This is a genomic window from Candidatus Fukatsuia anoeciicola (genome assembly GCF_964059965.1).
Taxonomy (GTDB): domain Bacteria; phylum Pseudomonadota; class Gammaproteobacteria; order Enterobacterales; family Enterobacteriaceae; genus Fukatsuia; species Fukatsuia anoeciicola.
In genome coordinates, this window is sequence record NZ_OZ060923.1 from 137,195 (window position 1) to 153,330 (window position 16,136).

Below are 16,136 nucleotides of genomic sequence, written 5' to 3' on the forward strand. Positions count from 1 at the left end.
TAGTTGACGTAAATCAAGCATATCCGCATAATTATACTTAGTAATATTAGAGTGATAGATACAATATAATATGGCTACGTAGCTCAATTGGTTAGAGCACAGCATTCATAATGCTGAGGTCACAGGTTCAAATCCAGTCGTAGCCACTATTTTGCGGGAGTGGCGAAATTGGTAGACGCACTAGGTTTAGGTTCTAGCACCGTAAGGTATGCGAGTTCGAGTCTCGCCTTCCGCACCAGAATTGAAGTTTATTTTTGTTATAATTGGGATATAGCCAAGCGGTAAGGCACCAGGTTTTGATCCTGGCATTCCCAGGTTCGAATCCTGGTATCCCAGCCATATTTTTTAAATTACTGATCTACAGTTTTATTTTTCTTTAAATAAATTTCTATATACCTTAATTAATTTAATAACTTTCTTATACTCTATTAGTTTAGAGATAATTATAGATAATACTGCATATTATTTTTAATAAAATTACCTATTAATTACCCCATTAATATTAAAAAATATATAATAATAACGAGTATAATTATTTACTAATATAATTAATATTAATTTTTACTTATAGGCTGACTGGTGAATACCTACTGCACGACCTGATGGTTCATCAATATCCTTAAATGATTGATCCCATTCAATAGCTGTAGCGGAAGAACACGCTACTGAAGGTCCTCCAGAACTACATTTCGCAGCGCTCGCTAAAGGAAATAATTTTTCAAAAATCTCTCTATATAAGTAGCCTTCTTTAGATATTGGGGGATTATAAGGGAAATAGGAATACGCATTTTTTAACTGCTTATCTTTAATCTGTTTATTAGCTATATTTTTTAAAGAATTAATCCAACTATAGCCAACACCATCAGAGAACTGTTCTTTTTGTCTCTGTATAATTTCACCTGGTAAGTAAGATGAGAAGCTTTTACGTAGTAAATATTTTTCTATTTTTCCATTACCACACATTTTTTTTTGTGGATTGATACGCATTGCTACATCAATAAAATTTTTATCAAGAAAAGGGACGCGGGCTTCAATACCCCAGGCTAACATTGCTTTATTAGCACGTGCACAATCATACATATGTAGCGCAAATAATTTACGTACTGTTTCTTCGTGAAATTCTCGCTCATTAGGTGCTTTATGGAAATATAAATAACCACCAAATATTTCGTCAGCACCTTCGCCTGATAATACCATTTTAATACCCATAGACTTAATTTTACGTGCCATAAGATACATAGGTATTGATGCTCGAATAGTAGTTACATCATAGGTTTCGATATGAAAAATTACTTCTTGGATAGCATCAAGCCCTTCTTGTATAGTGAAATGAATTTCATGATGTATAGTACCTAAATTATCAGCTACTTTCTGTGCGGCAGCTAGATCAGGTGATCCCTTTAAACCTACAGCAAATGAATGAAGCTGTAGCCACCAGGCATTCTTGTGTTCTTTATTTTCTATTTGACATGCAATAATTTTTTTACTAATTGCTGCAATAATAGAAGAATCTAACCCTCCTGACAGTAAGACACCATAAGGAACATCAGACATTAGATGGGCTTTCACCGCAGTTACTAAAGTACTCTGTAGTATTTTAGTATCAGCATTGGTAGCATTATCTTTAATCTTATTGTAATCAAACCAATCACGATCATAATATCGCTGGATCTCACCATCCTGACTCCATAAATAACTTCCTGGTGGAAATTCTTCTACAGTATAACAAATTGGAACAAGTGCTTTCATTTCAGAAGCGATAAATCTATTACCTTGTTTATCAAATCCCATATATAGTGGAATAATGCCTAGATGATCACGACCAATAAGATAAGCATCTTTTATGTTATCGTATAATATAAAAGCAAACATGCCCTGTAGATCATCAAGGAATTGCTTTCCTTTTTTCTGATATAGTGCCAGAATAATTTCACAGTCCGAGTATGTTTGAAATTTATAGTATTCACCACTATTTCTATGTTGCTGACGTAGTGTTTGGTGATTATAAATTTCACCATTAACAGCTAAAACATGAGTATTGTTAGCATTATATAACGGTTGGGCACCAGTATTAATATCAATGATAGATAAACGCTCATGAACAAGAATAGCTTTGTCACTAACATGGATACCAGACCAATCAGGACCACGATGACGCATTAAACGTGACATCTCTAAAGCTTTAGTGCGTAATAGGCTTACATTTCCTTTAATATCGAGTACCCCAAAAATAGAACACATAACAATCTCCATAATTTTTTAACAGTGATAATACTATTATAAACTATTAAATAAATATTGATTGGTTTACCAGTAGTTTTTAAATAGTATTTCGCATAATAATGACTATTTATTAAATAGTAATCTATATTTTAAATATTTTTTTAACTAAAAATTATTACTATTATTTATTTTATAGATATAGTTAATTTATATTACTAGTGCTTATAATTATAATATTAATGATCATATTTTCCATACCTAAAAGTTTAAGACTTAATATTTAAGGTATCTTAAAGTAGGTAGTTATTATTATAGATAATATCTGTTCTATAAATGCTAAAATATTTAAGATGTAATAGAACTTCTTATAAATTAACATTTATTTAAATAAGTTAATAAAAATATCCTAAATAAAGAATTTTTATAATAAAAGTAGATAATCTAGTTTAAATTAAGATATAATCTAACTATAGTAATTTATAACATAAAAATTAGATAAATAAGAGTTTTTGAAGAGGTTCAATTAAACTTACTCTGTAATCTAAAATAAATTTAAAATTTAATATTACTTTACCTTAAAACTTAGTCTTAAATTAATATATTAAATATTATAGATAATAAAAAATTTAATGAGATTAGTTTTGAATACAAAGTAAAAATTACAGCTTCAAGTATCATAAAAAATGATAAATATTTTGTAATAAGCGCGTTGCTATAAAATAAACGTTATTTTAGCAGAAGTAATTAAGATTTAAATTGTAAATAATTTTAAGAATTTATATGATTATTAATATATTGTTGTTAACAATAGACTTGAAATTATAACTATTTTATCTAATCATAACGAAAAGGTTTAGAACAAATTTTTAATAATTCGTCCTAAACTAGGGTTATTCTTATAAAAAAGTAAACAAAAATAGAATTATCTATGAAACAATTTAATAGAATTTGTTATTCTAGTGTTAATTCATTTATTGCAGCAATGCTAAAACCACCATCAACATACAGGATTTCACCAGTAATACCTGCTGCAAGATCAGAACAGAGAAAAGCAGCGGGATTACCGATATCTTCAAGAGTTATAGTGCGACATATTGGGGTAATAACTTCATAATAATTTAGCATTTTACGAAAATTCTTAATACCGGATGCTGCCAGAGTACGTATTGGTCCTGCTGAAATACCATTAACGCGGATATCTTGTGGTCCCATTGCATTTGCCATATAGCGTACATTTGCTTCTAATGATGCTTTTGCTAAGCCCATTACATTATAATTAGGAATTGCACGTTCAGCACCTAAATATGTTAATGTCAACAATGCTGATTTTTTTTTTAGCATATGGCGACAGGCTTTCGCCATCGCTACAAAGCTATAAGAACTAATATCATGCGTGATAGCGAAACCTTCGCGGGTAACAGTATTAACATAATCACCACAAAGTTGATCGCGAGGGGCAAAAGCGATAGAATGTACTAGACCATCAAATACAGGCCATTTTTCTTTTAATTTTTTAAATAGCTCAGTAATACTTGCATCTTTTGTAACATCACAAGGAAAAGTTAATTTTGAATCTAGTTTATTAGCTAACTCTTCTACACGCCCTTTAAATTGATTATTCTGATAGATAAATGCTAATTCAGCACCTTGGCGTCGCATTGCCTGTGCGATGCCATAAGCAATAGAAAACTTATTCGCTACACCAGTGATAAGAATATGTTTGCCAGTAAGAAACCCCATAATAGTAATCCTTGTGGTCGTTTATTATAATTGCTCAGTATAAACTAAGTTAGATAATTCTATCATGATTTATCAGGATTGAAGGTACCTATAAAACTTATTTTTATCTTAGTTATCTTCTATAAATAAAAACTATTACTAGTAATGAATATTACTACTAATAATAGTACTATTTAACCTAATTTAAATAAAGTTATATAATCAACTAATTTAGATTTGTATTACTATAGTAAAATATATTACTATTTGTATATATGTTGTAGTTTATTTTTTTAATAACTATATATGTTAGTAAAATATTAATGAATAAGCAATCTTAATATTATGCAAGAATAAATTATTTATATATTAAATATTAAATATAAAGCTATTAATGTCTTTAGTAAAAATAATAAATTTTAAATAAATTTTTATGTATTAATATTTTAATAGTTATTAACTTAGTACAAATTTATATTATGATACATATAAAATGTATCATGTTTACTATAAAAATTTTAGATTAAAATATTAGACAAAGAGTAGAAATTATTTCATTATTACGATTAATAGAATTTGAATAAATTTATTAGCACTAATATTAATTTAGTTAAGATAGTTGCTAAAAATTAGTATTTTAAAATATTAAGTTTTTTGATTTTATTTATTAGTTCATAAAATTAATATACTAACTAATAAATAAATTAAAAAATTACTAATAATTAGCATTATATACTAAACGACATAAATTACTATTATTTATAGTAAGTAATTGCTATAAATAATAAATGTATTTAATAATTATATAGAAAAAATAATAAAAATATTACAATTACTAAATATGGTAAAATATATGCCATTAGATTAATTTAACATTTTTATTAAAATTATATATCTATAAAAAATAGTAACATAACACAACAGTAAATTAATAAAAAATACTTATTAATGATATAATAATATCTAACAAATATATAGTTCACAAATACTATAATGTATGATTATATTAATATTACACAATAGAAATAAAAAATTATTAGCTCAAGAATTATTCCTAATATAATAATTAATTTATAATTATTATATATTTTAATGCATTAATTAAAAATCATAACATATCTTTATGTTTTATGTAATAATTCTTTTATTTCTAATGAAAATAAATTCATTCATTATCTATATATTACGCAAAAATTAGATATTTATAATTATTCTTATATTATTATTTGTATAAGCTAAGTACTTTAGCTTTATATAGTAAATTCTAATTTTATAGAATTTTTTAATAATTGATAGATCTTTTTAAGCTATATCTTATGTAGTATAATGATACTATTAATATAATAATAAGCATCATACAAGCTATCATAGTTAATAATTATAAAAGCGTAAATTTTATTGGTTTCACTAAAAATATCTTATTAAAAGTATTTAGAAAAAGTTCTTATTAGATTTATTTTATTAGCAAAGCAAAAATTTTAAATATTTTTAAAATATTAGCAAAGTTAGATAAGCTAGTACGCTATACTTATTTAAGAACTTATTGATAGAATATGTCAATATTTTTTTGTTCTTAATAGATAATATTTTTTAAAAACCTAGATAAAATATAAAAGATTTTAGTAATAGTTAAAATATAAAAAATAATGTAAAGGTGTTTATTATACTAGACTATAGTATTTTTAAAATATTAGTTTTATATATGGATAATTATATTTATTATTTGATTTTAAATAAATTAGAAGAACTTTATAATAAGATAAAGCGTTATGATTTTTAAATCATAAAATATATAACTAGCTATGAGTTTTACTATTAATTAATAGTTTTATGTATAGATTATAAATAAATCATAGATTTTTGTAAATTTATAATAAAAGTAATAGAGTTATTTAGTAGGGGATAAACACTAATAAAAATTTGCCGTACTTTTTATTAGTGTTTATCTAAATAGATAATAGTGTCATATTTATTTAAGGAGTATCGTGCCACGTCCAATATATGCTATTTTAAATCTTCCTGTTTTAAGTAATAATTTAAAGATAGTACGACATTATGCACCAAAATCTAAAATATGGTCAGTAATAAAAGCTAATGCTTATGGACATGGTCTAGCTCATGTTTGGCAAAGTTTAGCTATGACTGATGGTTTTGCTCTGTTAGATCTAAATGACGCTATTTTTCTACGTGAACAAGGTTGGCAAAAACCAATTTTATTATTAGAAGGATTTTTTGAAGCGTCGGATTTACCGTTATTGATTCGGTATCATTTAACCACAACAGTGCATAGTTCTTGGCAATTAGCTATGCTAAAAAAGGTAAAGCTAAAAGCGCCATTAGATATTTATTTAAAATTAAATAGTGGAATGAATCGCTTAGGATTTTCTGGTGAAACTATATATAAAATTTGGCAAGAAGCAAAAGCAAATAATAATATTAACAAGATAACGCTTATGAGTCATTTTAGTAGTGCTGATAATATTAAAACTATACAAGATCAATACATTTTTATTAAGAAAAGTTGTAAAGGTATTCTTGCTGAACGCAGTTTAGCAAATTCTGCTGCTATTTTATGGCATCCATCGACACATCATGATTGGGTACGCCCAGGAATTATTCTTTATGGTGCTGCACCTAACGGCCATGTTACTATTCTTAATGATACAGGATTACGTCCTGTAATGAGCCTATATTCAAAGTTATTAGCTGTACAGACTTTAGAGGCAGGGGTTAATGTTGGTTATGGTAATTTTTGTCAAACTAAAACTACTATGCGTATTGGTATTGTAGCTTGTGGATACGCTGATGGTTATCCTCGTCATGCACCACAGGGTACGCCTATTATTGTTGATGGTTTTTTAACTCATACTATAGGAATGGTATCTATGGATATGTTAGCCGTAGACTTAACGCCTTGTCCTAAAGCAGATATTAATAGTGATGTAGAATTATGGGGAGAAAACCTATCAATTGATATAGTTGCTGCAGCAGCAAATACTATTAGTTATGAACTCATGTGCGCATTAGCAACTAGGGTTCCTATTATATTACATACTAATTCATAAAAACTATACTAGGTATTTTTATTCAGGTTAGAACAAATATTTATTAAATCTCTTTATAAGATCTTATTTACCTAGTTTTATGTTATAAATTACTGTAATTAGATTACATCTTAATTTAAACTATTTTACTTATTTCAATAAAATATAATATAATTTAAGATTATATAATTAATAGTTTAATTTAAAGTATTTATTAAGAACAAGAATATAATGTTTGCTTTTATTTTCTTATAACTTGATTTAAATTAAGTTGTAGATTCCCGCTCTAATTTTTAAAAATATCTGCATTACTAATATAGGTAATTAGGTCTAGTACTTTATTTGAGTAACCAGTTTCATTATCGTACCAAGCAATTAGTTTTACAAAATTATCATTTAGTATGATACTAGCTTTAGCATCAAATACTGAAGTTAATTGTTCTCCATTAAAATCACTAGAAACAACTTCATCGTCTGTATATCCTAGAATTCCTTTTAGTTTGTCTTTGTCTTCAGCAGCTTCTTTAATAGTCGTACAGATCTCTCTATGGGTTGTAGATTTTACTAAGCGCGCTGTAAGATCGATAACGGAAACATTTGCTATTGGCACGCGAAAAGCTATTCCTGTTAATTTTCCTGCGAGTTCAGGAATTATTTTGCCTACTGCCTTAGCGGCACCAGTAAAAGAAGGAATAATATTTTGTAATACACCGCGCCCACTACGCCAATCTTTACAGGAAGGGCTGTCTACTATTTTTTGTGTCGTGGTAGTTGCGTGTACTGTTGTCATTAATGCTTCAATAATACCAAATTTATCATTAATAATTTTTGCTAATGGAGCTAGACAATTTGTAGTGCAAGAAGAATTAGAAATAATCTCCTGCTTAGCATAAGTCTTATGATTAACTCCCATAACAAACATTGGTGTATCATCTTTAGGGGGAGCAGTGAGTACTACTCTTTTAGCTCCTGCCATAATATGCTTACGAGCAGCCGCATTAGTAAGAAATTGCCCTGTAGCTTCTATTACAACATTGACATTCACTTCATTCCATTTTAAGTTAACAGGATCTTTTTCAGAGGTAATACGTATAATTTTATTATTAACTACTAAATCACCATTTTTTACTTTTAAACTACCGCTAAAAGAACCATGTGTAGAATCGTATTTCAACATATAAGCTATATAATCAGTATCTAATAAATCATTAATTGCAACTATTTCTATGTGAGAATATTGTTGAGCAATACGGAAAATAATACGACCAATACGACCAAACCCATTAATACCTATTTTAATAGCCATTATATTCCATCCGCTATATATTAATGAATACAAAAGTAGTAAATAAAACCATAAAAACCTTAATAAGCATAAGTAGAATCTTATCAATATTCATTATTATAATACTTTATACTTTACTATTCACTTATAATTTATTCTAAATCTTCTTAAGAAACTTTTAGATAATAGAGGTAAATAAAAAACATAGTTACTCTTTTATAATAAAGAGAGAATAAATGGATATTTAATCTATTCTAATAAATTATTTAAATAATACGTAATAAGTATAAAAATATCTCTAGTTAAGAGGTATTAATTTATATAGATGACTTATAAATTAATTATAAAAATAATACTATCATATTAGTGATAAATTAATATTTATTAATAAAAGTTATTATGTTATATAACATTTATCATAGCTTTATATATTCTACTAACGATTTCTAATAGAACTGAAGAATAGTTTATAAATATTTATGTTATAATAATTTTCAGCTCTAATAGTTAGATAATAATGAATAGTAAATAGGAATTATAATAATAATTTATTTATAGAATGTTAATTAAATCAAAAAATTAGAATAGACCTAAAGTTTAGTTACCTCATAAGCTAGACATGATAAACTAAAAACTTATCAATGAAGATCGCCGCAAGCTAAGCATAATGCATAACAGTTTTGTGGATCATTAAATTGATTAAATGAATTTATTTTTTCTTTTATCATGGTTATTATAATAAATAATGGAGTAGGTAATATTGCTTCTACTGAAATGCTAATTTGATTTAAAATCATATTACTTAAACTATTATGATCAATAAACCAATGCAATTCATAATCATTAAGATTAGCTAATTCAGCTGTTTTTTTTACTGCATCGTCAAAATTACCTAATTGATCAACTAAGTTATTATTTTTAGCATCTGATCCCATCCATACACGGCCCTGAGCAATTTGGTCTACTTGTTTAGGTGTTTTGTGCCGAGCAGTAGCAACTAAATTAATAAAAGTTTGATAATTATACCCGATATTCATTTGCATTATTTGGCTAAACTCGGGGGGAAGTGCCTTTATTGTAGTAACATTTGCTAGTGGTGAAGTTGCTACTCCATCAGTATGGATACCAATACTCTCAAGTGATTTATCAATAGTATTTATTACACCAAAAATACCGATAGAACCAGTAAGAGTACTTGGATTAGCAATAATATAATTGGCTGGAGTAGAAATCCAATAGCCACCTGATGCGGCTATTCCACCCATAGAGACTACTAATGGTTTACCTGTAGCACGAAGTGCCACTAACTCTGAGCGTATAACTTCAGAGGCATTAACGCTGCCACCTGGGCTATTTACTCGCAAGATAACGGCTTTAATTTTAGGATCTAGCCGTGCTTGACGGATTTGTGCAACGGCAGTATCTCCTCCAACACTACCTGGTATTTGTAAACCATCAATAATAGTACCATTTATTAGAATAACTGCTATTTGGTTATTTTGTTGTAACTTTTCTTTTATTCGATAGTTATAGATACTAATAAAGTTAAAATCTTTATTTTCTTTATTCCAACCAAAAATATCAGTTAATTCAGCTTCTATAGTAGAACGAGAAGCTAATTTATCAACAAGTTTATGATCTAACGCATATTGAGCTAAATTACCATTAACGGCTTGTAATTTACTAATAATATCAGTAGCCATATTTGGGAATAATTGCTCTTTACTAAGATTGCGATTAGAAGCTACTTCTATTAAATAATTTTGCCATAATCCTTTTATCCAGTGACTATTCGCTTCTCGTGCTTTCGAAGACATATCATCGCGAATCATTGGTTCAACTGCAGACTTATAACTACCTACACGAAAGATATGAGTTGTAATTTTTAGATTATTTAATAATGATTTATAATATAAAATATTACTAGAAAAACCTTTAAGTCCAACTGAACCTTGTGGTGATAGATAAATTTTATTAGCAAAACTAGCTAGATAATACTGCATTTGATTGTAACTATCACTAATAGCATAAATTGGTTTATTACTCTTGCGAAACTCATGTAACGCATTACCTATATATTGTAATGATGATAGATCTGTACCAATAAAGTTATTCAATGATAATACAATACCTGTGATATCATTATCAGTCTTAGCTTGGCGAATTTTCTCTACCACTTCAAATAAAGAGTTTTCCTGCAAATGAGCACTAGAAGATCTTAGTAGTTCACGACTCCATTCTAGTAATTTATCATTCATAATTGGTTTGTCGATAATAATACCACTTAAATCAATTAATAGCGCACTATTAGTGGAATTTGTAGTTTTTTTTTCAAATTGAAAATAAAGACTAATACCAATTAAAATTAATAAAATAAAAAATAAATTAAGAAAAAATTCTCTAATAAAATTTAACAAATACCATGTATGCTTAATAATGCTAGCAATAAATCGCCACAAAATGCACATATAGTCTCCAATATAAATCTAACAGCTAATTATATCCTAATCATCTTTAAAATAAATATTAGTTTTAACTGTTTTATTGATTTTTTTGATTAGTAATTTTAATACTAAACTAGTAATGTATACCATTTTAACCCTAATAAAAATTATTATCAGAAAAATTAATTAAGATTTATTACTTAATTTTTAAATTTTTATGTAATTTTTAGATTAAATCATGTAACTTTTTATTATTAGAAAACTTAGTTAATATATAATTATTGATTATTTACTTGAGTAGTATAAGAGTAATATAAGTTATATAAAAACTTTATTACTTATCATAATTATTATAAGACTAACTTAGTCTATTAAAGATTTATTATAATAAACGATACTTAATACTTATTATAATTGTTAAATCTACTAGTTATTATTTAACTTACCTATTTGTTAAATAACAGTATCTCTAATTATTACTAGATATAAATAAGTAACTCAATGTGCTTTAAAAGCTATCATATTAAATATTAATATAAATTATATTAATGATCTAAATTATAAAAGATAATTACTAGTAAACATAAGTATTTAATATTTAGAATTAATATTCTAAATATAATAGAATATTTTATCATTGCTCAATCAATAAATTAAATTAGTTTGCAGTTAAATTAATAGTAAAAATATCATGTTGTAATAGCAAGTTTATTCTACTTCATTTATATTAACATAACTATAAGCAAATTAATTAAATGATATTAATTTAACTTAGATCCACAATCTCTTAATTATACTACTATCATTGATAGTATATCATAATAAAAATTAAAATTTTGTCTTAAAAAATTTATTTAAAGCTATATGCATATAGGTATTATACAAGAGTATTTTATTATCCACGTTAACCTAACAACTCTAATAAAAACTATAAAGATAAAGAAAAAATTATTCTTGTATAGTCATTAATAAAATGTATTATTAATTATATGTTAGATATTTTGTATGAATTACTTTATAGAGTAATAAAAGAGAACTAAAAACTATACTACTCTTCTTTTTATTAGTATTATAGTTGAAAATTACAAATTAATTACCTGTTTTTACTTATAATATTATTATTTTTAATAAGCATTTTGATAAATACTAAAAAGAACTCAATATTATTGAGTACATCGATCTACTTTGCTATCACTATTAATAATTAATAATAAATACTATAACTATTACTAAGATAATGAACAGACAAACATAATGCTATTATTCTTACTTTATTTACTAATAAAACTAATTTAACTTCATATTTTATATGAAAGCAAAAATTTATAATCTAATATAAAGTTATATCTAAGATATTTAATATAGATATGTAATTTCATAATTATTTCTTTTAATTATAGATTGCTAGAAATAAATCTATAATAGTACGTTTTCTTATTATAGCAGGTTTTAAGCATTATTTAGTAATAAAAAAATATAATGAAGAAAAGAAAAGTATACTACTATCACGTTTTAAAAAAATGAAATAATCTATAAAAAATTAATTAAATAGCAAACATAACTTACATATTTTTTACTTATATAATTTTTATTAGTTATAACTAGAATCATATGCTTTATACATGACCTAAATTATTATGTACTACTAATAATTTAGATACTAAAATAATTTATTAGATGTTATTAAGTTATCTTTTAAACATATTTTTTAAAATTTATTACATTTATTCTAAACTTATTAGTAAAATACTAGTTTATATATTATCTATTATTATATAGTTAATAATTAATAGTAGACTTATAAACAGTATTAACATAAATAAACTAAAAGTTATTTTTAGTAAGATTTTATACAGTTTTTAATAATTATGTTATAAAAAATTTAATATACTAAGTATAATAAATTTTTATCTTTAGTGTTTAATAGATTAGTGAATATTTTAATAAAAATCCTTAATAAAAATATTAATTTACTAAATTTAATAAAAAATAAATACTAAAAGTATTATGGATAGAAGATGTATTAAAATTAATAAAGAATAATATTATTATGTTTTATTTTATATTCTATTGTTTTAGCAGTTTCTAGATTAAATATAAAACATTGACTTTATAGTTTTATTATTAATAAAGCTTTTAGAAAACTTAATAATAATTAATATTGATAATAGTAACTATTATATTTATTAATGTATTTATTAAAAAATTAAAGTTATACTAAATTATAGTATTATAAATAATAAATAGTATATTATTTTATAATATATAGGATTAAATCATATTAGAGTTAATTTACTTATTTAACAATAGTAAATTGACTAGTTTTTAAAAAATAAATTCTGACCATACGGGAGCATGGTCAGATGGTTTTTCCATACCTCTAATATGATAATCAATGTCCGTTGCAATACAATATTTCGCTAAGGAATGGCTTGCTAACAACAAATCAATACGTAGTCCACAATTTTTATCAAAACCACGAGAACGATAATCAAACCAGGAAAATTTATTATTGTATCTAGGATGTTTTATACGAAAAGTGTCAATAAGACCCCAATTTTGTAAACGAGCTAACCAGTTACGCTCTTCTGGTAAGAAAGCACATTTTCCACTACGTAACCAGCGTTTACGATTCTCTTCACCAATACCAATATCTTGTTCTGTTGGGCTGATATTTAAGTCTCCCATAATTAAAATCTGAGAATTATAAGAAAAATATTGTTCTAAATAATTTTGTAAATCATCAAAAAATTTTTTTTTAGCTAGAAATTTAGTGGGATGGTTACGGTTTTCTCCATGTGGAAAGTAACCATTAATTATCGTTAAAATACCCCTTGGTGTCTGCAAATCAATCATAATAATACGGCGTTGTGCATCATTAGCATCAGTAGGGAGGCCACGTCGTATAGCTAGTGGCCACTGTCTAGTTAATAGTGCAACGCCATAATGTCCTTTTTGTCCATAATAAAATACGTGATATCCGTGTTGGCTAACCTCCTTTAAGGGAAATAGTTCATCATGAACTTTAGTTTCTTGTAGACCAATTATATCAGGTTGTTGCTGTATAATAATTGCTGAGAGTTGATGAAGATGGGCTCGTAACCCATTAATATTAAAAGAAACAAATTTCATTTTTATAACCATTTTTATGTAAATAAATTTATGTACTAAATAACAAATAAAAATTTATTAGTATGTTATATAGTAATTTTAATTAGTAATTACTTCTATATCATAGCTAAAATAATTACTGAAATTATAGTATTATATTAATAACTTTACTAAAAATTAATTTTATTATCGCTTTACAGAAAAATTTAATGGAAAAATTCAATGAAGATTAGTGACACGTTAGATTTAAATTTATTATTGCTAATAATAAATTTTTTTATGTTATTAAAATTAATTTTAATAACAGTTATATAATTTAAAAAATTTTATTTTTAATATAAAATATGACTTTTAATATTTAATTATTAAAATAAATAAGATTGTATCTTAATATGCTGAATCAATAAAATAATAGTAATAATTACTTCTTAAAAGAATGCTAAATTATAATAAATATAAGTGTTCATCTTAAGTTACTACTTATAGTAAATATACTAAAATAATTCTTAGTAGAAGGATAATTAATAAATAAAAAATTAATTATGTAAGATAATATTGTTTTTATTTAGTATTATCTAGTTATTTTAGTTTACTTAATACTTTTGTATATTATGAAATGATTAATAATAAATATTAAAATAACTCAGTAAGCTAAGCTAAGCTAGATCTATTCTTTTAGATTTAACTATGCATAGGAATTAGCAGAATTAAATTTAACCTATATCTATTAATATAAGAGATAAAAAATTTTAGTATTTATTATTTTTATAATTGGTAATATAATAAATATTATTCAAATATTATGCTTAGAAATTAGTGATATTTTACTAAAACTTATAATAAATCTTGTATATTTATAAGAGTTAGTATTAACTTGTTTTTGTTCTAGTTTATTTGTTTCTGCGATCTTTAAAAAATAAATTTGATTAAAGTTAAAGTTAATTGCATAGTAATTATAAAAAGTAATATAATTACCACTTAACTTTAGTATCATAATAAATGATAGTTTAATACAAAAAATTAGTTATCAATAATTAATTACTACAAAATGGCTGAGGTTAGCACTTAATATTACTACGTTACTTAATATAATTAAGTAATATTTAATTATTTAGATATTATTAAAACTAATAATAGTAATTTACTAGCTACCTGTTATTACACGTATTATTTAATATTATCTAATAATAGTATTTAGTAAAATAAAAAATAATATTCACTATAAATAAAGAATAGCTAAAACAGTTAAATAAATTATTATGCCATACATAATTTTATAGCTAACCCTATTATTACTTGAATATTATTATTTTAAACATAAAAATATTAGTCTAATTTTACTAATTTATAAGCCAATATTAATATTGGAAAAAATAAAATTTAGCTAGACAATAGAATGCTATTAAATGCTTTAAATACAATTTACCTAAAGTAGGTAACAAAATTATATACCTTGAGAATGTTATATGCGTGTTTATGACAATATTTTATAGTCAAATCTTTTATACTTCAAAGATAACTTTGAAAAAAAGTGTAGTACTTTTCTATAACTTTTTTCTATAAGGTTATAATTATAAGGTAATATTTACCATTAATAAGTAGTTATAATTTAATAATTAGTAACTCTATATATTTTAAAAGATTATCTAATATAGTCTTACCATTTTATAGTGCTGGATAGTTATAGATTTTAATATTTAAGATAAAATTATGAAAACAATAGTTTTTAACGTTGGTTATTTAGAATTAGTTTAAGTAACAGTATTATAAGAGGTGGAACATAATATATTTTATATTAATTTTTAATGTTAAAAATAGCAAAATTACAAAGTAGTTATATAAATAGTTATAAATTAACATTATTCTCTTTAACACGTAATAGTATTACGTAATTTGATTATATTTCTATAAGCTAGATAACTAGTAGTATGATACTAGCATCCATTAATTACTATTAACATATATTTATAAAAATAATTATTAATTTGCAATATGTTATGTAGGTAGTTTTAATTATGGTTAATTACATAAATAATCATAAAAATTATAATTAATAAATTAATAATTTTAGTAGATAAAGTAGATAAAGACTATCTTATAATAAAAAACAATTATACAGTAATGTAATTAACAAAATTCTTTTAATATAATATTAAGCTACATATTATTAAAATAATAATTAGTAGCTTCTAATTATGAATATATAGAATGTATTATTATTAGTAATGATGATAATTAAATATCTAAGTTAATCTATAAATTATGTAAGTGTTTTAATTATAATAACATAATATTAATAGATATGCATAA

At 24.4% G+C, this 16,136-nt stretch carries 7 protein-coding genes and 3 tRNA genes; 5 read left to right on the forward strand and 5 right to left on the reverse strand.

What is annotated here, in order from left to right; genetic code table 11:
- Nucleotides 1-72: 72 nt before the first annotated feature.
- The 3 genes from AB4W73_RS00545 to AB4W73_RS00555 all read left to right on the forward strand — a co-directional run bounded on the left by AB4W73_RS00545 (nt 73) and on the right by AB4W73_RS00555 (nt 339).
- Nucleotides 73-146: transfer RNA gene (locus AB4W73_RS00545), tRNA-Met, on the forward strand.
- A 7-nt stretch (nt 147-153) separates the two neighbouring features.
- Nucleotides 154-238, forward strand: a tRNA-Leu gene (locus tag AB4W73_RS00550).
- Between the two features lie 26 nt (nt 239-264).
- A tRNA-Gln gene (locus AB4W73_RS00555) sits at nt 265-339 on the forward strand.
- 222 nt (nt 340-561) lie between these two features.
- Here AB4W73_RS00555 and asnB read toward each other — a convergent pair.
- Together asnB and fabI are read right to left on the reverse strand one after the other, a co-directional pair.
- Entirely contained in the window at nt 562-2,241 is a 1,680-nt protein-coding gene (gene asnB / locus AB4W73_RS00560; protein ID WP_367680525.1) for an asparagine synthase B, read from the reverse strand.
- Between the two features lie 933 nt (nt 2,242-3,174).
- Entirely contained in the window at nt 3,175-3,963 is a 789-nt protein-coding gene (gene fabI, locus AB4W73_RS00565) for an enoyl-ACP reductase FabI (RefSeq protein ID WP_367680526.1), read from the reverse strand.
- A gap of 1,615 nt (nt 3,964-5,578) precedes the next feature.
- Here fabI and AB4W73_RS00570 point away from each other — a divergent pair.
- Both AB4W73_RS00570 and alr read left to right on the forward strand, forming a co-directional pair.
- Nucleotides 5,579-5,722: a hypothetical protein gene (locus AB4W73_RS00570; RefSeq protein ID WP_367680728.1), complete on the forward strand. Its 144-nt coding sequence runs from the start codon at nt 5,579-5,581 to the stop codon at nt 5,720-5,722.
- Between the two features lie 205 nt (nt 5,723-5,927).
- On the forward strand, nt 5,928-7,007 hold the full coding sequence (alr, locus tag AB4W73_RS00575) for an alanine racemase (protein ID WP_367680527.1): 1,080 nt from the start codon (nt 5,928-5,930) through the stop codon (nt 7,005-7,007).
- A 265-nt stretch (nt 7,008-7,272) separates the two neighbouring features.
- Here the strand turns inward: alr and gap are convergent, their stop codons facing one another.
- The 3 genes from gap to xthA form a co-directional block, all read right to left on the reverse strand.
- Nucleotides 7,273-8,292, reverse strand: coding sequence for a type I glyceraldehyde-3-phosphate dehydrogenase (gene gap / locus AB4W73_RS00580; RefSeq protein ID WP_367680528.1), 1,020 nt, complete (start codon nt 8,290-8,292; stop codon nt 7,273-7,275).
- 617 nt (nt 8,293-8,909) lie between these two features.
- Nucleotides 8,910-10,739 (reverse strand): signal peptide peptidase SppA, encoded by a 1,830-nt coding sequence (gene sppA / locus AB4W73_RS00585; RefSeq protein WP_367680529.1) that lies wholly within the window; start codon nt 10,737-10,739, stop codon nt 8,910-8,912.
- Nucleotides 10,740-13,040: 2,301 nt separating this feature from the next.
- Entirely contained in the window at nt 13,041-13,847 is an 807-nt protein-coding gene (gene xthA / locus AB4W73_RS00590; RefSeq protein ID WP_367680530.1) for an exodeoxyribonuclease III, read from the reverse strand.
- Between the last annotated feature and the right edge of the window lie 2,289 nt (nt 13,848-16,136).

What these genes read in the sequence shown, in the direction of transcription:
- asnB (WP_367680525.1), bottom strand. Translation starts at nt 2,241, where the DNA reads ATGTGTTCTATTTTTGGGGTACTCGATATTAAAGGAAATGTAAGCCTA.
- fabI (WP_367680526.1), bottom strand. Translation starts at nt 3,963, where the DNA reads ATGGGGTTTCTTACTGGCAAACATATTCTTATCACTGGTGTAGCGAAT.
- gap (WP_367680528.1), bottom strand. Translation starts at nt 8,292, where the DNA reads ATGGCTATTAAAATAGGTATTAATGGGTTTGGTCGTATTGGTCGTATT.
- sppA (WP_367680529.1), bottom strand. Translation starts at nt 10,739, where the DNA reads ATGTGCATTTTGTGGCGATTTATTGCTAGCATTATTAAGCATACATGG.
- xthA (WP_367680530.1), bottom strand. Translation starts at nt 13,847, where the DNA reads ATGAAATTTGTTTCTTTTAATATTAATGGGTTACGAGCCCATCTTCAT.